Here is a 17,919-nt window from a genome sequence, read left to right as displayed (position 1 = left end):
CGTATGCTCTTCAATAATTGCGCGAGATGTCGCCGTACAGGTGGCAGCCGTGTCAAACTTCCTGCTAGACACACCAAATATATTCCTCGATAGCTCAGTTGGTAGAGCGCCGGACTGTTAATCCGTAGGTCACTGGTTCGAGCCCAGTTCGAGGAGCCACTGTTAAAGCCAAAAGGCCCAGTTACTAAAAAGTCGCTGGGCTTTTTTGCGTCCTCAAACTACAAAGTTTGCAAGATGACCATAAAGCGATTGAGCTGAGCTAAAGGCCTACGTGGCGCAGGCCAGTTGTGTGGACCAGCGATACCCGCTGTTTGCCAGTCAAACGAGTGTATGCGCGGGCTTTAGCGCCAATAGCCTGTCGCAAACCTTTGCCCAGTTGTATGCGGGTGCTAGGCTGGATGGTGCCAGCAGCCACAGTGGGCGCCGCACGTTTTTAACCAACTTGGCCAACCAAGGCATTGCCATCCATTTGCTGAAAAGCTTGGCTGGGCACCGCAGCATCCAAACCACCGCGGCTTATTTGTACAGCAGCCCTAACTTGCTCAAGGCTGCGGTGGAGTTGGCTTGATAAGACCAGATTAGCGCGCAAGCGCTATTCGTTGGCCGCCGCATAGCGCTGCATCGCCAAATGCACCCAGTCCACCACCTCGCCGGTGGGTTGGTAGCCGCTCACCAGGTCTTTGAGCAGGGCGCGGATCACGGGCACGTCGTTGGCGCTCATGGCGATGCTCAGGGCGTTGAGCTTTTGCTCTAAGGTAGGCCAGGGCAAAAACTGCTCGTGCGCTTTCATAATGCTCGGGTGCTGGGTGGGCTTGGGGTTGTCGCCTATCAGCAGCTCTTCATAGAGCTTTTCGCCGGGGCGCAAGCCGGTCACGGTGAGTTCGATGTCGCCATCGGGGTGCAGCTCGTCGCGTACAGTCAGGCCAGAGAGCTCCACCATGCGGCGAGCTAGGTCGATGATTTTGACGGGCTGGCCCATGTCCAGCACAAACACATCGCCGCCCTGCCCCATGGCCCCAGCTTGGACGACCAGCTGCGCCGCCTCGGGGATGGTCATGAAATAGCGAGTGATGTCGGCATGCGTGAGGGTGATGGGCCCACCGTTTTTGATCTGCTCGCGGAACAGTGGCACCACAGAGCCGCTGGAACCCAGCACATTGCCAAAGCGCACTATGCTGAGCGTGGTGCGAGTGCTGGGCGCCCTGCCCCCTTGGGCCGCTACGGCGGCATTGACCTCAGCCAGGGCTTGCAGCACCATCTCGGCCAGGCGCTTGGTGGCGCCCATGATATTGGTGGGGCGCACGGCTTTGTCGGTGCTCACCAGCACAAAGTTGCGCACGCTGTGGCGCATAGCGGCTTCGGCGCACACGCGGGTACCCCACACGTTGTTGCGCACGCCCTCGGCCGGGTTGTGCTCCACCAAGGGCACATGCTTGTAGGCCGCCGCGTGGTACACGGTGTGCGGCTTCCAGGTGTCCATGATCTCGTGCATGCGCACCTCGTCGCAGGCCGATGCCAGCAGTGGCACCACCTCTACGCCCGCCACCTTAAGCGCGGAATCAAGCTCATCGGCAGGCTCACCTGAAGCAGCGGCTTGTATCGACTGCCTATCGGCCAAGCCTTCGGCCAGCAGCTCCACCAGCTCTTGGTGAATTTGGTAGAGGGCAAATTCGCTCATCTCTACCAGCAGAAGCTGCTGCGGCTGGGTTTTGAGGATTTGGCGGCACAGCTCGCTGCCAATGCTGCCGCCCGCCCCCGTCACCAGCACTGTTTTGCCATGGGTATGGATGTTGCGAAAATTCAAATTGAACTTGAATCTCTTTTAGGGGTGAGGGTCGATGTGTTAACCCCAAAAGCTTTGCCAGACTCTTTTCGTGAAAAAGTGATCGCTGAAGCCCTTCCTGTCTGAACTGTTTTCTACGCCAAATGCTCAGCGTCACCCTAAAAGTTGCCTAGTCGTCGAAAAAGTTACATTATGAAACTTTTGGTCAACTACACGAAATATTACACAAATCAATTTTATTAAAATAAGTTATTGATTTTTAAAGGTTTTTCTACGTCCTTGTTTTCTGTTAATCCGTAGTTCACTGGTTCGAGCCCAGTTCGAGGAGCATTGTCAAAAAACAAAAACCCAGTTACCGCGAGGTAGCTGGGTTTTCTTATATCGGGCATGCTGCCTAACGCATCAACCGCTGCAACGCTGGGCGTATGCGCAAAAAGCCTTTGTAGGCCAGCTCCAGCATTGGCGTTACGCCTGGTAGGCTGGCCAAGCGGGCTAGCCAGCGCCAGCCGGGCATGCTGTGCCAAAGGGCAACAAAGGCGGTTGCGCCGCTTAGCAGCTCGCCATTGGGCAGGCGCACATGAAATCTGGCCATGTACTGCGCTTGTTGCTGAGGCGTGATGTCATCACCGCCTTTGCTGACGTCTTGCCAGCAAACCGGTTGCAATGGTTTTAACGATTGGTACAAACCTATTTCGCGCCTGCACAGTGGGCACGCGCCGTCAAACATGACGGTTAGTGCGCCGCGGTCGGCGCTTTGTTGGTTTGTTCCAGTGGTGGGCTTTGTAGTCATGCTGCAGTTGTAACCCAAGCCCAATAGACGCGCTGCCGTATGGCGATTCAATGGCAAAGCTTGTCCATCCTTTAAAAAATACGCAGCCAACCCGGATACTGCTTGGTTTTAAACGATGATGGGCTAATGCTTTTAAAACAAACACAGTTCACTTGGGATGAATCTGGCCAAACGCACACAGCTTTGTGGCGGGCCGCTATCAGCCCACCGCCTGCCGCGCTGGAGGTGGCTGACGACACGCTCAGTGCAGATAAGGCCTACAAGCTGCTGAAAGGCGGTGCGTATTTGTTGTGGCGCGGTGACTATCACAATGGTCGCCAATTACTGCAGGCGTTGGGCCGACGTTTAGACAAAAAGCCTCGCGTGAACACGCCCAAGGCCAACCAAGCGGCTGCTACGGCAGACCAAACCGCCCATGCTCACGCCGCTTTTGTGCAGCACCGCGCCGACCAGGCCCGCCGCCACAACCTACTCGCCCGTGTGCTGCTGGCGTTTGAGCCTGATTACAGCCTGGCTTTGCGCCGTGCGCCCAAGGCGCAGCTGGCGCTGACAGAAGCGTGGGGTGAGCCTACTGACCAGGCATGCATAGCCTCTTTTAAAGACTTGCAAGGCATGATTGGTGCGCATGAGTGGCGCAAAAAAGGCGTTGGCATTCCGTTTTTGGACGGGTGCATACACCCCCACTACGCTGTTTACTCGCCGCTGCGTGGCGAATACATTGACCTTGTTGCCACAGCACCGCTGCCACCTGGCGCGCAAGCGCTTGCGTTTGACATTGGCACAGGTTCTGGCGTGATCGCCGCCGTGCTTGCCAAGCGCGGCGTTCAGCGGGTGTTGGCCACCGATATGGAGCCACGTGCCATTGCCTGCGCCACAGACAACTTGCAGCGGTTAGGTCTCTCTGGCCAGGTTGACCTTGTAGCCACCAACCTGTTTCCGCAAGGCCAGGCGCCGCTGATTGTGTGCAACCCACCATGGCTGCCTGCACCGGCCAACAACGCCATTGAGCGCGCCGTATACGACCCAGACAGCGCCATGTTGCGTGGCTTTCTTGGCGGTTTGGGTGAGCACCTCACGCCTGGGGGTGAAGGCTGGCTGATTCTGTCTGACTTGGCTGAGCACTTGGGGTTGCGCACACGCGATGAGCTAATGGGCTGGATAGCCGGTGCAGGCTTGCGCGTGGTGAAGCGCCACGACACACGCCCCACTCACCCCAAGTCAAAAGACGCGGCAGATCCGCTGTTCATGGCGCGACGCAAAGAAGTCACCTCGCTGTGGCGCTTGGCGCGCAAAGCCTGAATGCGAGGCCTGACTATGCCTACGCAGCGGCGTAGATAATAAAGCTGCGCAGACAAGCCAATATGAGTTGTCAAATAACCAAATAATCAAATGGGCATACACCCAACATAGCTATGAACATCGCCAAAGACACCGCCGTTACCCTGTCCTACACCGTTACCGACCTGGCGGGCAAGCCGCTAGACAAAGGCCACTTGTCTTACCTGCACGGTGGCTACGACAACCTGTTTCCAAGCATTGAGGCCTTGCTGGACGGCCAAGCGGTTGGCTTTAAAAGCACTACCGACTTACAACCCGCAGACGCCTTCGGCGAGCGTGATGAAGCACTGGTACGCACCATTCCTAAAAGCGATTTCCCGCCCGGTGTCAAAGTGGGCGGTCAACTGCAAGGCGCACTAGACGACGGCACACCGCAGGTGTTCAAGGTGATGAAAATCAAAGGCCCTGTGGTGATGCTAGACGGCAACCACGAACTGGCTGGCAAAGCCATTAGGTTCAGCTGCCACGTAACCGCCGTGCGCGCGGCCAGCGCTGAAGAAATTGCACACAAGCACGTGCATGGCGAGCACGGCCATCAGCACTGAGCTTGTCGACAACCTGGCGACACAAGCTAATGCGCGACTGGCCGCATGGCCTGGCTGTTAACAACCGCAGTGCGGCAGCGGCATAGCACTTAGTGCCTAGTCAGCCCGCACGCAGTCGGCGTAGTAGCGTTTCACGCCGTCATTCCCCACCAGGGCTACCAGGCCATGTATGTCGGTAGAGAAGCCAGGGCACTGCATTTCCAGCTCGCGTGAGAACTTGAGGTAGTCCACAATGCGCTGGTTAAACACCTCGCCTGGCACCAGCAGCGGAATACCCGGTGGGTAAGGTGTGATGAGGCTTGTGGTGATGCGGCCCAGCAAATCGTCAATGGGCACGCGCTCTGTGGTGCGGCGTGCAATGTGGGCAAACGCGTCGCCTGGCGTCATGGCAGGCGTGTGGTCGCTCAAGTACATGTCCGTGGTGAGGCGCGCAATGTCGTGCTTGGCGTACATGGCGTGCACATACTGGCACAAGTCACGCAGGCCCATGCGCTCGTATTTGGGGTGCGCCTTGCAGAACTCCGGCAATATGCGCCACATGGGCTGATTGCGGTCAAAATCGTCTTTAAACTGCTGCAGCGCAGTTAGCAAGGTGTTCCAGCGGCCTTTGGTAATGCCTATGGTGAACATGATGAAGAAGCTGTACAAGCCCGTCTTCTCAACCACCACGCCGTGCTCTGCCAAAAACTTGGTCACGATAGAGGCCGGTATACCCTGCTCGGCAAAAGTGCCGTCCATGTCCAAGCCGGGGGTCACAATGGTGGCCTTGATGGGGTCCAGCATGTTGAAGCCGTCGGCCAGGTCGCCAAAGCCATGCCAGTTGTTGTCCTTGCCCATGCCCAGCACCCAGTCTGCTGGGTCGCCAATGCCCTCTTCCGCCTCGTCTGTGAGCTCGTCGACTTTGGGGCCCCACACCTTAAACCACCAGCCCTTGTCGCCCTGGTCTTTGGCATAGTCTTTGGACACTTTGCGCATGGCACGCCTGAAGTCCAAGCACTCCAAAATACTTTCTTCCACCAAGGCAGTGCCGCCAGGCGGCTCCATCATGGCGGCAGCCACGTCACAGCTGGCAATAATGGCGTATTGCGGTGAGGTAGACGTGTGCATCAAAAACGCCTCGTTGAACAAGTGCGTATCCAGCTTCACAGTTTTGGAGTCTTGTACCAACACATGGCTGGCTTGGCTGATGCCGGCCAGCAGCTTGTGAATAGACTGCGTGGCATAGACCACGGCTTTTTCAGGGCGCTCACGGTTTTTGCCCATGGCGTGGAAGGTGCCGTAAAACGGGTGAAACGCGGCGTGCGGCAACCAGGCCTCGTCAAAGTGCAAGTTGGTGGCGTAGCCGTCCAGCATGCTCTTGATGGTTTCTGTGTTGTACAGCACACCGTCGTAAGTGCTCTGCGTGAGTGTCACCACGCGCGGCTCTACTGTGTCCGCGTCATAGCCTTTTAGCAGTGGGTTGTTGCGAATTTTTTCGCGTATGGCCTCGGGCTCAAACTCGCTTTGGGCAATGGGGCCAATAATGCCGTAATGGTTGCGCGTGGGCTTTAAAAACACCGGAATCGCGCCCGTCATGATGATGGCGTGCAGAATGGATTTGTGGCAGTTGCGGTCTACCACCACCACGTCCCCAGGGGCCACGGTGTGGTGCCACACCATTTTGTTGCTGGTGCTGGTGCCGTTGGTCACAAAGTAGCAGTGGTCGGCGTTGAAGATACGCGCCGCATTGCGCTCGCTATCGGCTACGGGACCGGTGTGGTCCAGCAGCTGGCCCAGCTCTTCTACCGCGTTGCACACATCGGCGCGCAACATGTTTTCGCCAAAAAACTGGTGAAACATCTGCCCAACCGGCGACTTTAAAAACGCCACGCCACCCGAGTGGCCTGGGCAATGCCACGAGTAAGAGCCGTCTTCTGCATAGTCCAGCAACGCCTTGAAAAACGGCGGCTGAATGCCTTCAAGATAGCTTTTGGCCTCACGGATGATGTGACGCGCCACAAACTCTGGCGTATCTTCAAACATGTGAATAAAGCCGTGCAATTCACGCAGCACATCGTTGGGAATATGGCGCGAGGTTTTGGTCTCGCCGTGCACATAAATGGGCACGTCTGCATTTTTGTTGCGCACTACCTCAATAAAGCCGCGCAGGCGCTCAATAGCGGGGTCAATGTCCGGGCCTTGCGTGACCTCCTCGTCGTCAATAGACAAAATGAAGGCACTGGCGCGGCTTTGCTGCTGGGCAAACTGGCTTAGGTCGCCATAGCTGGTAACGCCCAGCACCTCAAAGCCCTCGGACTCAATGGCTGCGGCCAAGGCACGAATACCCAGGCCTGAGGTGTTTTCAGAGCGAAAGTCTTCGTCAATGATGACAATGGGGAAGCGGAATTTCATGGTATTTCTTACGTTTTGCCCAGCCAGGCAGGCATGGCCCAAGCTGCGGGAACCTTGCCGGCAGCGCAGCCTCTCATAATACAGACAGTCTTCACTGCGTCTTGCAATTTATAAAGGTCACATATGAGCATCACAACCTGGTGGTGGATTGCCTTCTTTGTGCTGTTGGCAGCAGAAATGGTCACAGGCACGTTTTACTTGCTCATGCTGGCGTTGGGCATTGGCGCGGCTGCCTTGCTAAGCTATGCAGACACCACACTCACCCAGCAGGTGGCCACGGCTGCCGCCATTTCGGCAGGTGCTGTTGCCTTGTGGCACATAAACCGTGCCAAGCGCTTGGCAACAGGCCATGCGGTGTCCATGGACATAGGGCAAACCGTGATGGTGGCCAGCTGGGGCCCAGACCAAACAGCCAAGGTGCTGTACCGCGGTGCGACTTGGACAGCGGTAGCCGTCCATGGCCATACCAGCTTGCAACCAGGCCCGCACCACATTGCAGACATAGACGGCTCACAACTGCGCATCGCACCAGGCCATGCGCCCCGCCCTACAGAGCAAGGCTAACGCCAGCAGCTTTTACCCTTTCACCGCATACCCCACCACCTTCTTACCCCACACACTCCAACAAAGGCTTACCCAATGGAAATTTCAATTGTCTTTGCAATTGCTGCAATCATCTTCATCACCCGCTCTATCAAGATAGTGCCACAACAATCTGCCTGGGTGATTGAGCGCTTGGGAAAATACGCGGGCGCGCGCTATGCCGGTCTCAACATCATCGTGCCGTTCATCGACAAAGTGGCTTACAAACACTCGCTCAAAGAAGTGCCGCTAGACGTGCCAAGCCAAGTGTGTATCACCAAAGACAACACGCAGCTTGAGGTGGACGGCATTTTGTACTTTCAGGTCACAGATCCCGAACGCGCCAGCTACGGCTCCAGCAACTACATCATGGCCATCACCCAGCTGGCACAAACCACTTTGCGCAGCGTAGTCGGCAAGCTTGAACTGGACCGCACCTTTGAAGAGCGCGACATGATCAACGCACAAATTGTGTCCGCCATTGACGAAGCGGCATTGAACTGGGGCGTCAAGGTGTTGCGCTACGAAATCAAAGACCTGACCCCGCCCAACGAGATATTGCGCGCCATGCAAGCGCAAATCACGGCAGAGCGCGAAAAGCGCGCGCTGATTGCCGCGTCTGAAGGGCGTCGCCAAGAGCAGATCAACATTGCCACCGGCGAGCGTGAAGCCGCCATTGCCCGCTCTGAAGGTGAAAAGCAAGCCGCTATCAACGAAGCCGAAGGTGAAGCAGCCGCCATATTGACCGTGGCCACGGCCTCAGCCCAGGCCATAGAGCGCATTGGCCAGGCCATCAAGCAACCAGGCGGCGAGCAGGCCGTACAGCTGCAGGTTGCCGAGAAAGCCGTTGAAGCCTATGGCCAGGTGGCTGCAGGCTCCCAGTCCACACTCATTGTGCCCAGCAACATGAGCGAGACCGCCGGCTTGGTGGGCAGCGTCATGAAGATGCTGCAAGTTGGCAAAGCCCAACAATAAGAGCAAACCCACAGCCACGCATGCGCCCCATAGCCGGACGTGGGCGTTTTCCCTGCTAGAATCGAGGGCTTCGCGGAAAGGTGGATGAGCGGTTTAAGTCGCACGCCTGGAAAGCGTGTGTGGGTTAATCCCCACCGAGGGTTCGAATCCCTCCCTTTCCGCCAACAACACATAAGCCTTGCTGGCGCACCAACGATTGGCACGTCGTTGGCGTGGCCAGACTGCTTAAGACTACAAACAGGTCACGAACACGGTGCCGTTCAAGGCCCAGTCGTATTGGCGCAACGTGCGCCTGGCGCGCTGCTGAAGCGCTGTCTTGTTGGCTTCACACGCTGAGGCTTCTGCCAAACCATCCCCTTTCACCGTGGTCACGAAAATATCGACCGCCTCTTTTTTGGGGTCGGCCGTAACCACCACAGCCACGCGCTGCGCCCACAAGTGGGTAAGCTGCTCGACGTCGCGCTGTACCTCGTAGGCCAACCACTGCCCTTTGGTTGGCGCATAGGTCTCAGACCACGCATTGTCTGCGGCCCAAGCCGACAAGCCAATGCTGGCCAGCGCCACCGCGCCCAAGAGCTTGTAAATGGGTGTGCGTTGAAAGGCTTCGATGAATGAGTTCATAGGTATATGGTGTGGGTTGCATGGCAGGCAGTCGCCCGCCAAGAAGCATTTAGGGTTTTCCCTGCCATTTTTGGATTGGGGTCTATCCTAAACCGTGTGATGATTTGTCCTGCTATATTCGCCAGTCGGCTTTCAAGCCGTACCCTCTTATTTACACCGGAGCCTCAAACAAATGAAAAAGACAATTCTGCAAGCAGCCATCGCCGCCGGCTTGGCATTGACAGGCGTGCAAGCGTCTGCCCAAGACCGTTCAGACTGGCCAGAGAGCTTTACCGTTGGTACGGCATCACAGGGCGGTACTTACTTTGTGTACGGCTCAGGCTGGGCCAACCTGGTGTCCAAAGAGCTGGGTTTGCCAGGCGCTGGCGAAGTCACTGGCGGCCCCATGCAAAACATGGCGTTGGTACACACTGGCGACGCACAGTTTGGTATGACTACATTGGGCCCCGCCCGTGAGTCTATCGACGGCACCAACCCCATTGCCCCAGGCCTCAAGATGGACAACGCTTGCGCGATGTTCCCCATGTACCAAACTCCGTTCAGCGTGACCACATTGGCCGCTTCTGGCATTGATTCCATCAGCAAGATTCCTGACGGCGCGCGCATTGGCTTTGGCCCAGCGGGCTCTACCTCAGACACCTACTTCCCACGCATGCTGGAAACATTGGGTGTGCAGTTTGACCGCCGTAACGGTGGTTGGGGTGACCTGGGCGGCCAGTTGCAAGACGGCTTGCTCAACGTGATTGCATTTGCCGCTGGCGTGCCAGTGCCTGCAGTTAGCCAACTGGAAGTTCAGACCAAGGTCAACATCATCGAGTTCACAGAAGCTGAACAAAAGAAGATCATGGACACCTACCCAGTAGCCGCGTTCAACATTGATCCAGGCACCTACACCACACTGACCAAGCCAGCTCGCTCGGTTGCGATGTGGAACTTTGCAGTGGCCAACTGTGACTTGTCAGAGTCATTTGTGTACGAAGCCACCAAGGTTGTCATGAGCGACAACAAGCGCATGATGGGCGTTCACAAGAGTGCCAAGTCAACAGTTGTTGCCAACTGGGACAAGAACACATTCATGAACTGGCACCCCGGTGCGGCCAAGTGGTTTAACGAGAATGGCGCGAAAATTCCTGCCAACATGATTCACAAAAAATAAGCGCTTAGCGTCTTGTAAAGCAGGGCTCACCCGGCGGGTGCACCCTGCTTTTTCTTTATCCAATTAGTCGCCACCATGTCAAACTCACCAAACGAGCCTGTCACACCTATTCTTGCCGAAGGCGTTGACGAAGAACCCATTGAGCACAACCGCAGACAGTTTCAAAACGTCTTGCTATGGGTTGTAGCCATTTCCTCAGGCGTTTATGCATTCATGCACGTGGCGGCCCTGAATGGCTTGTCGTTAAGCGGCATGAGCCTTGGCTTGCTGAGCTTTGACTTTTTGCCAACCATGCCACTTGAGACATGGAACTTCCGCATAGCCCACGTCGCAGGCGCTTTGGCCCTTGGCTTTTTGGTGTTTTCTGGCTCACGCTTTTCTGACGAAACCACAGCCCTGTCCAACGTGTGGCACTTGCTGTCTGCCGTAATGGTGGTGTTGGCCTTGTTTGGCTTGTACGGCGCCGTAGGCATTGCTTCAGACATTGCGGGCGGTGCCATGTGGAACGGCGTGGACAAAGCCATCAAGTACCGCGAGACATGGTTGCTAGGCGCACCCTTGGTGGCTGCCAGCCTGGGCGCCAGCATGATTTCCTGGCTACACCACACCAAGCGCCACCACACCACCTTGGCTGACATCGCGCTGGTCATCGCCAGCTTCGCAGTTGCGGTGTACCTCATTGCTGTTTACGGCACGCTGATGCGCAACGCTACCGGCACGCCCTTCGCTCCCATTGGCATCTCTTTGGTGGCAGTGGCTGGCACGATTCTCATCATGGAACTGACGCGCCGTGTGGCAGGCTTGGCGTTGGTTGCCATTGCCAGTGTGTTCTTGTTGTACGTGTTTGTTGGCGACAAGCTGCCCGGCTTCTTGAACTCACCCGCCATCTCATGGGAGCGTTTCTTTAGCCAGGTTTACACAGACGTCGGTATTTTGGGTCCCACCACTGCGGTGTCGTCGACTTACATTATTTTGTTCATCATCTTTGCCGCGTTTTTACAAGCGTCAAAAGTGGGCGACTACTTTGTGAACTTTGCCTTTGCGCTGGCTGGCCGCTCACGCGGTGGCCCAGCCAAAGTGGGCATTTTTGCCTCTGGCCTGATGGGCATGATCAACGGCACGTCTGCCGGTAACGTGGTGGCCACAGGCTCACTCACCATCCCACTGATGAAAAAAGTGGGCTACAGCAAAACAAGTGCTGGCGCCATTGAAGCGGCCGCCTCAACGGGCGGGCAAATCATGCCGCCAATCATGGGCGCAGGCGCGTTCATCATGGCCGAGGTCACAGGCATACCTTATGTAGACATCGCGATTGCGGCCATTATTCCGTCTGTGCTGTACTTTGCGTCTATCTACTTCATGGTTGACTTGGAAGCCGCCAAGCTGGGCATGCGTGGCCTGCGTGACGAAGAGCTGCCAAAAATCAAGGCGCTGCTAAAGCAAGTGTTTTTGTTCTTGCCCATCATCATCCTGATTGGCGCTTTGTTCATGGGCTACTCGGTGATTCGGGCTGGCACCCTGGCGATTGCCTCAGCGGCGGTGGTCAGTTGGCTAACGCCCTACCGCATGAACTTGCCGCGAATTGGCAAGGCTTTTGAGTTGGCTGGTTTGATGTCTATTCAAATCATTGCCGTGTGTGCCTGCGCTGGCGTAATCGTTGGTGTTATTTCCCTCACAGGCGTGGGCGCGCGATTCTCGTCATTGCTGTTGGGCGTGGCCGACTCGTCACAGTTCTTGGCCATGTTCTTTGCCATGTGTATCTCCATCATGCTGGGTATGGGTATGCCCACAACAGCGGCCTATGCAGTCGCTGCATCGGTGGTGGCACCGGGCCTGGTCAACCTGGGCGTGCCGCTGCTGACGGCGCACTTCTTTGTGTTTTACTTTGCAGTGGTGTCGGCGATTACGCCGCCCGTGGCGCTGGCCTCTTATGCGGCGGCGGGTATATCTGGGGCCAACCCCATGCAGACATCGGTGGCCTCATTCCGCATTGGTTTGGCCGCATTCATAGTGCCATTTATGTTCTTCTACAACTCGGCCCTTCTGATGGACGGCAGCACCACAGAGATTCTGCGGGCTGTGGTAACCGCCTTGATCGGTGTGTACCTGTTGTCTGCATCTGTGGTGGGTTGGCTTTTAAAAGCCAAGGTCAACCCCGTCATGCGTGTGGTGCTGCTGGCTGCAGCGCTATCCATGATTGAGGGCGGCTTGGTCAGCGACCTTATTGGTCTTGGCTTAACCGCGCTGGTACTGGTCGCACAGCGTATTGCTACTAAAAAGCAGTTGACGGCTTAACATTGACTGCAACGCAGCCATGTCGAGTACTTAAGCTCGATATGGCTGCCGCTGCGCCTGCTCAACAGATCAACAGATCAACTGATCAGCGAGGCAGCACCACCCACTGACCGTCTACCGCATGCACTGCAATGCGGTTGTCAAACACTTGCACCAATGCCTGATGCGTTCGCGGCTCAGCGCAGTTGCCCGCATGGGCAACCTGGCCGTCGCGTAGCACCAGCATGTGATCGGCTTGCAAGGCCATGCCTATTTCGTGCAATACGCTCACCACAGTGGTGCCGTTGGCTGTGAGTTGGCGCACCGTTTTCAACCAATCGGCCTGGTGTGGTGGGTCCAGGTTGGCCAGCGGCTCGTCCATCAGTAGCACGTCGGCCTGTACAGCCAAGGCTCTGGCCAGCAGCACACGCTGACGCTCACCGCCTGACAGCTGGCTTAGGCGGCGCGAACGCCACGCCCATGCGTGCATGGTTTGCAAGGCTTGTTGCACCACGGCGTGGTCTTGCGCACTGGGCGGTGCCAGCCAGCCTTGGTGCGGCAAGCGCCCCAGCATCACCACATCTGCAACGCTTAAGTCGTCGCTGCTGTACTCGCTTTGGCCCAGCCACGCCAGGCGCATGGCACGCTCTCGCGCTGGCCAGCTGGCCAGCGGCTTGCCCATTAGTTGCACATGTCCAGTGTGTGGCAACAACCCCGCCAATACCTTTAGCAAGGTCGACTTGCCTGCACCATTGGGGCCCACCACGCTGGTCCAGCAGCCTTTGGCAATGCATACGTCAACCCCCGCAAGTGCCGGTGTGGCAGTCGCCAATGGCGACAAGCGAACGCTCACCGCCTGGGCCAACAGTGCTGCCTGGCTCATAGAGTACCCTTGCCGGCCGCACCAGCACCAGCGCCGGCCCTGTGCATCAGCGCCAGCAAATAGCCGCCACCCAGGACGGCCGTTAACACGCCCACAGGCAGCTCTTGCGGCGCAATGAGCCAACGTGCGGCCACATCTGCCGCCAACAACAACACGCCACCCATCAGGCTGGACAGCCACAGCAATGCAGCGTGTCTGGTTTTCACCAAGCCACGCACCACATGCGGTGCAGCTAGGCCCACAAAAGCCACCAAGCCTGTTTGCGCCACGGCACTACCTGTGGCCAAGGCCAACACCGCCACCAGGCCCATGCGCATGGGTGCCAGCGGCAAGCCCAGGCTGGCTGCAGTGTGTTCGCCCAAACTCAGCGCGTCTAAAGCGCGTCCCAGCGATGCAGCTACCAATGCACAGACCAGCCACACCAGCCACATCAACACGGTGGCGTCCCAGCCTACAAAGCCGGTTGAGCCCAGCAAAAATGCCTGCATGGCCAATAAAGATTGCGGCGACATCAACAGTACCAGTTGCGTCAGCGCACCCAGCACCACGCCCACCACCACGCCAGCGAGCAGCAAACGCAAGGTGTGCTGCACGCCACGCGACAGCACCAAGGTCAGCAACACGGCCAACACCGCACCAGCAAAGGCCGCCCCCGTAAAACCCAGCCGCGCCCATATGTCGCTGGCAAATACGCCAGCACCACTGGCTGTTGTCGCCAAGGCTAACGCCACCCCCAAAGAGGCACCGGGTGCGCTACCGAGTAAAAAGGGGTCGGCCAGCGGGTTGCGAAACAAACCCTGCGCCACAGCACCCGCCAGGCCCAACAATGCGCCTGCCGCCCAAGCGCCCAGGCTTCTGGGTAGACGAATGTCCACAATGATTTGCTGCAAGGTGCTGTGATAGCCAGGCGCTTCACTGGTAGAGGCAACATCGCCCACATGACTTGAAAGCCATTGCAAGGCACTGGCATCAAGACCTGCGCTGCCAATGCTTGCGCCCAGTGCCACCAAAGCCACCGAGACGCCCAACAAGGCACACGCAACCAGTTGCTGGCGCGGCATGCTCATGGCTTGCTACCCAACAAACACTGGGCCATGAGCTGTGCACCCTGGGCCATGCGCGGGCCCGGACGCACCAGCATGTCTGCTTGCGCCTGCGTAAACAAGCACACACGCTTGCCCACAATGGCCTGCATGTGCTGCCAGCCCGGGCGTTGGCCCAGTGCATCGCCACTGACCTCACCCACCATGATCACGTCCGGGTTGGCACGCACGATAAATTCAGGGTTTAGCTTGGGGAATGGGCCCAAGCCGTCGGGCACCACATTGGCAACACCCAGACGCGTCAAGGTCTCACCAATAAAGGACGCGGGCGCTGCGCCGTATGGACCTTGACTGGCCTCAAAGTAAACACGCAGATTGCGCACACTTGGTGGCAAGGTTTGTGCAGTCGCAGTCAACGCCTGATCAATCGCTTGCCACTGCTTAGCAGCACTGGACACGCCCAGCAGTGCGCCCAACACCAACATGGCGCGCTGTGCATCGGCGTGGCTTTTGGGCTCAAGTGCCATGACTGGCAAGCCCAAAGCGCTTAGCCTGTCTGCCACGCGAGACGAGCCTGCCAGCAGAACAACGTCTGGGCGAAGCGCCACAATGGCCTCTATGCTGGGGTCCAGACCGCCACCCATTACAGGCAGATCAGCAACGCGTGGCGGAAAATTCGAGTAACGGTCAACACCCACCAGGCGCTCACAAGCACCAAGCGCACACACCATCTCTGTGAGTGAGGGCAGCAAACTCACAATACGCTTGGGCGGTGCCGCCAAGCTGATGCGCTTGCCCGTGTCGTCTTGCACAGTAACCGTGGCCCTGGCGGGCAACGCCGTAGCCGCCACCACACAGACAACAGTACAGCAAGGCAAGGCCCTGCTGTACTGGGCCATATGCGCAGCTTAGCCAACGTTGGACGCAACAGCGAGTAACTCAGCCGTTTGCACGCGGCTGCCGTATTGGCCCACCACCAATGAGGCGCAGGCATTGGCCAGTGCGGCGGCTTGTACGTTGCTGCGACCTTGCGATATGGCATACAAAAACGCACCCGCAAACATGTCACCAGCACCGTTGGTGTCCAGTGCCTTCACCGCAACGCCTGCCACCTTGGTCACTTGTGGACCCTCAATCACCAAACAGCCTGATGCGCCCCGGGTCAGGCACACGGTGGTGGCCAGGGTGCTCAGTTGCACGCATATGGCGTCAATGTCTTTACTGTCGCACCACTGCTGCGCTTCTTCCTCGTTGCAAAACAAGAAGTCCACGCCGCCGTCCGCCATGGACTCAAGACCTTCACGGCAAAAGTTGATCATGCTCATGTCGCTCAAGGTCAGCGCCAAGCGCACACCGGCTTCTTTGGCCACGGCTTTGCCAGCCAGCGCGGCCTGCAAGCCTGTGGGTGACGCGGCCAAATAGCCTTCCATGTAGTAGATCTGGCTGGCCTCAATGGCAGCTACATCTAGAGCGCCTCGCTCAAGCTCGGCGGTGGTACCCAGGTAGGTGCACATGCTGCGCTCTGCGTCGGGTGTGACCATCACAATGCAGTTGCCGGTAGGTGCACCCGCAACAAGGCCGCGATCAAGGTTGGACGCCACACCGTGGCTGTTCAGGTCAGCCGCATAAAACTGGCCCAGCTCATCGTCACCCACGCGGCAGCTGTAAAAGGCCTTGCCGCCCAACTGGGCTAAAGCCACAACCGTATTGCCGGCTGAGCCGCCACCACTTTGGCGCGAATGACTATCCACCAATTGGTCGCGCAGCGCTTGACGCTGATCGGCGTCTACCAATGTCATGTGGCGCTTGAGTACGCCCATCGCGGTGAGCTTTTCATCGCTGATTTCAAACTCACAATCAACCAGCGCGTTGCCGATGGCGTACAAATCGTATTTAGACATTGGGGTAACAATAGGGGCAGTAACAAACAGCCTGTTAGTTTAACCAGCATCATGACGACTCAGACCTCACCCTCAATAGATACCGTTGGCTTACTGGGCTTTGGCGAAGTCGGCACTTTATTTGGTGGCGCATTAGCCAGGCAACGCATACCGGTGATGGCTTGGGACAAGTTGCTGGCCGATAGCGCTGGCAACGCCACCCTAACGGCCCGTGCCCAACAAGCCAAGGTAGCGCTTACAAAAAGCGTGGCCGAAATGTGTGTCGGCCCTGGCCCAGGCCATCTTGTCATCAGCGCTGTAACCGCCTCCAACACCCTGGGGGCAGCCCAGGCCGCCGCACCGCACATGGCGCCTAGCAGTTGGTACCTGGACCTCAACTCTGCATCACCGGGCACCAAAAAAGCCTGTGCGCAGGTGCTTGAGGCCAAGGGTGTGCACTACGTCGAAGCAGGTGTCATGACCTCGGTGCCGCCCTATGGCTTGTCCGTGCCCATGCTGCTGGGCGGCCCACACGCCCATGCGCTGGCCGATGCGCTCAACGCTTGGGGCTGCAATGCCAAAGTGGCCAGCACCGCGCTAGGCGTGGCCAGCGCGATCAAAATGTGCCGCTCCATCATGATCAAGGGCTTGGAGTCATTGGTCATAGAAAGTTACACCACCGCACGCAGCTATGGCGTTGAAGCGCAAGTGTTGCCCACACTGGCTGAAACCTTTCCTGGCATTGACTGGACCGAGCAGGGCCGCTATTTTTTCAGCCGCGTGGCCCAGCACGGACAGCGCCGCGCCGAAGAAATGCGAGAGTCAGCAGTCACGGTGAGTGAGGCTGACCTAGAGCCCATCATGGCCAGCGCTATTGCAAGCAAACAGCAGTGGATGGCCGACGCCAAACGCGATGGCGTGTTTGCTGCCCTGCCAAAAGACGCGCCGTGGCAGGCGTATGCCGATGCACTGATTGCGGCGCGCCTGTCACAAAACGGGCAGGCTTAAAACCCTTTTAAAGGACTTTTAAATGCCATTGGTCAGCATGCCCCACATGTTGCGCAGCGCCAACTCGGCAATGCCCCACAACAACGCCGTATAAGCCATAGCCGCCAGGCCTACAACAACAGCGCCCAGCAGCGCAACACCATCGCGCGACATCCAGCCCAAGGTCAGCAAAATCAGGCTGATGCAGGGCAACACGTTGCCCAGTGGCAGCGGCAGGAAAATAATAGCGGCCATCAGAGCAATCCACAGGCCCCACAACCAATACGTAGGCCGGCTGGACCACAGCCGCCAGCGCGGCCTCATCCAACGGTCGCATTGCTCATAAAGCCAGGCAAATGCGTGCAAGCACTGCCCAGTCATTGACTCGCTCAATGTGATTCGGCCCAGGCGCGCAGGCAGGGCTTGCGTATCGTGCCCCAGCGCCCAAGCCCACGCCGCTGCAAAAATAGCAATGCTGACCAAGCTGCCTGAACCAACAATGGGCACTATGCTCACCACAGACAGCAGCAACAGCAACACCGCCAGAGACGACTCGCCGTGCAGCTGCAACAGCGCAGCAATGTCTCGGCGGCGCGTCTCGGCAGTACCATTGTGGTGGGCATCAGACGCCGCACGCATGCGCTTTGCCAGTTCCATGCTCATAAAAGTCT

The 17,919-nt window shown here is 57.7% G+C and carries 16 protein-coding genes, 2 tRNA genes and 2 pseudogenes; 11 read left to right on the top strand and 9 right to left on the bottom strand.

Annotated elements, in window-relative coordinates; translation table 11 throughout:
• Positions 1–83 precede the first annotated feature (83 nt).
• Positions 84–159, top strand: a tRNA-Asn gene (locus tag LN050_02345).
• A 130-nt stretch (positions 160–289) separates the two neighbouring features.
• On the top strand, positions 290–568 hold the full coding sequence (locus LN050_02340; GenBank protein UFS56725.1) for a site-specific integrase: 279 nt from the start codon (positions 290–292) through the stop codon (positions 566–568).
• A 24-nt stretch (positions 569–592) separates the two neighbouring features.
• Here LN050_02340 and LN050_02335 read toward each other — a convergent pair.
• Positions 593–1,774 (bottom strand): annotated as a pseudogene (locus LN050_02335) (polysaccharide biosynthesis protein).
• A 9-nt stretch (positions 1,775–1,783) separates the two neighbouring features.
• Here LN050_02335 and LN050_02330 point away from each other — a divergent pair.
• Positions 1,784–1,909, top strand: a pseudogene (locus LN050_02330) (nucleotidyltransferase).
• Positions 1,910–2,177: 268 nt separating this feature from the next.
• On the opposite strand, the gene LN050_02325 reads toward LN050_02330, so the two are convergent.
• Complete coding sequence (locus LN050_02325; protein UFS56724.1) at positions 2,178–2,630, bottom strand: DUF393 domain-containing protein; 453 nt, start codon at positions 2,628–2,630, stop codon at positions 2,178–2,180.
• Between the two features lie 69 nt (positions 2,631–2,699).
• Between LN050_02325 and LN050_02320 the strand changes: the two genes are divergently transcribed.
• Positions 2,700–3,872, top strand: a complete 1,173-nt coding sequence (locus tag LN050_02320; protein ID UFS56723.1) for a class I SAM-dependent methyltransferase — start codon at positions 2,700–2,702, stop codon at positions 3,870–3,872.
• 113 nt (positions 3,873–3,985) lie between these two features.
• Positions 3,986–4,456, top strand: coding sequence for a peptidylprolyl isomerase (locus LN050_02315; protein ID UFS56722.1), 471 nt, complete (start codon positions 3,986–3,988; stop codon positions 4,454–4,456).
• Positions 4,457–4,552: 96 nt separating this feature from the next.
• On the opposite strand, the gene LN050_02310 is transcribed toward LN050_02315, so the two are convergent.
• Positions 4,553–6,847 (bottom strand): arginine/lysine/ornithine decarboxylase, encoded by a 2,295-nt coding sequence (locus LN050_02310; GenBank protein ID UFS56721.1) that lies wholly within the window; start codon positions 6,845–6,847, stop codon positions 4,553–4,555.
• Positions 6,848–6,970: 123 nt separating this feature from the next.
• Here LN050_02310 and LN050_02305 point away from each other — a divergent pair, with 123 nt between their 5' ends.
• The 3 genes from LN050_02305 to LN050_02295 all read left to right on the top strand — a co-directional run bounded on the left by LN050_02305 (position 6,971) and on the right by LN050_02295 (position 8,568).
• A complete protein-coding gene (locus tag LN050_02305; protein UFS56720.1) occupies positions 6,971–7,411 on the top strand; it encodes an NfeD family protein in 441 nt (146 codons plus the stop codon).
• A gap of 75 nt (positions 7,412–7,486) precedes the next feature.
• Positions 7,487–8,404 carry a paraslipin gene (locus tag LN050_02300; GenBank protein UFS56719.1) on the top strand — a complete coding sequence of 306 codons (918 nt, stop codon included), beginning with the start codon at positions 7,487–7,489 and terminating at the stop codon, positions 8,402–8,404.
• Positions 8,405–8,478: 74 nt separating this feature from the next.
• A tRNA-Ser gene (locus LN050_02295) sits at positions 8,479–8,568 on the top strand.
• Between the two features lie 67 nt (positions 8,569–8,635).
• Here LN050_02295 and LN050_02290 read toward each other — a convergent pair.
• On the bottom strand, positions 8,636–9,025 hold the full coding sequence (locus LN050_02290) for a hypothetical protein (protein ID UFS56718.1): 390 nt from the start codon (positions 9,023–9,025) through the stop codon (positions 8,636–8,638).
• Positions 9,026–9,197: 172 nt separating this feature from the next.
• On the opposite strand from LN050_02290, the gene LN050_02285 reads away from it, so the two are divergent.
• Both LN050_02285 and LN050_02280 read left to right on the top strand, forming a co-directional pair.
• Complete coding sequence (locus LN050_02285) at positions 9,198–10,181, top strand: TAXI family TRAP transporter solute-binding subunit (protein ID UFS56717.1); 984 nt, start codon at positions 9,198–9,200, stop codon at positions 10,179–10,181.
• 75 nt (positions 10,182–10,256) lie between these two features.
• Positions 10,257–12,476, top strand: coding sequence for a TRAP transporter permease (locus LN050_02280; GenBank protein ID UFS56716.1), 2,220 nt, complete (start codon positions 10,257–10,259; stop codon positions 12,474–12,476).
• An 85-nt stretch (positions 12,477–12,561) separates the two neighbouring features.
• Here LN050_02280 and LN050_02275 read toward each other — a convergent pair whose 3' ends face one another.
• The 4 genes from LN050_02275 to LN050_02260 are packed head-to-tail and all read right to left on the bottom strand — an operon-like array spanning position 12,562 to position 16,282.
• A complete protein-coding gene (locus LN050_02275; GenBank protein UFS56715.1) occupies positions 12,562–13,338 on the bottom strand; it encodes an ABC transporter ATP-binding protein in 777 nt (258 codons plus the stop codon).
• Positions 13,335–14,405 (bottom strand): iron ABC transporter permease, encoded by a 1,071-nt coding sequence (locus LN050_02270; protein UFS56714.1) that lies wholly within the window; start codon positions 14,403–14,405, stop codon positions 13,335–13,337. The genes LN050_02275 and LN050_02270 overlap by 4 nt, the downstream gene beginning before the upstream one ends.
• Positions 14,402–15,280 carry a helical backbone metal receptor gene (locus LN050_02265; GenBank protein UFS56713.1) on the bottom strand — a complete coding sequence of 293 codons (879 nt, stop codon included), beginning with the start codon at positions 15,278–15,280 and terminating at the stop codon, positions 14,402–14,404. Before LN050_02265 ends, LN050_02270 begins: the two co-directional genes overlap by 4 nt.
• A gap of 9 nt (positions 15,281–15,289) precedes the next feature.
• The gene (locus tag LN050_02260) at positions 15,290–16,282 is read right to left on the bottom strand and encodes an adenosine kinase (protein UFS56712.1); all 993 of its coding nucleotides are present in this window, start codon (positions 16,280–16,282) and stop codon (positions 15,290–15,292) included.
• A gap of 51 nt (positions 16,283–16,333) precedes the next feature.
• Between LN050_02260 and LN050_02255 the strand changes: the two genes are divergently transcribed.
• Positions 16,334–17,269 (top strand): DUF1932 domain-containing protein, encoded by a 936-nt coding sequence (locus tag LN050_02255; protein UFS56711.1) that lies wholly within the window; start codon positions 16,334–16,336, stop codon positions 17,267–17,269.
• 18 nt (positions 17,270–17,287) lie between these two features.
• On the opposite strand, the gene LN050_02250 is transcribed toward LN050_02255, so the two are convergent.
• Positions 17,288–17,911: an exopolysaccharide biosynthesis protein gene (locus LN050_02250; GenBank protein ID UFS56710.1), complete on the bottom strand. Its 624-nt coding sequence runs from the start codon at positions 17,909–17,911 to the stop codon at positions 17,288–17,290.
• Positions 17,912–17,919: the final 8 nt, after the last annotated feature.

Source organism: Comamonadaceae bacterium M7527, assembly GCA_021044545.1.
Taxonomy (GTDB): domain Bacteria; phylum Pseudomonadota; class Gammaproteobacteria; order Burkholderiales; family Burkholderiaceae_C; genus RS62.
The sequence above is the reverse complement of the archived record's forward strand: the minus strand, read 5'-3'. Positions and strand labels throughout refer to the sequence as shown.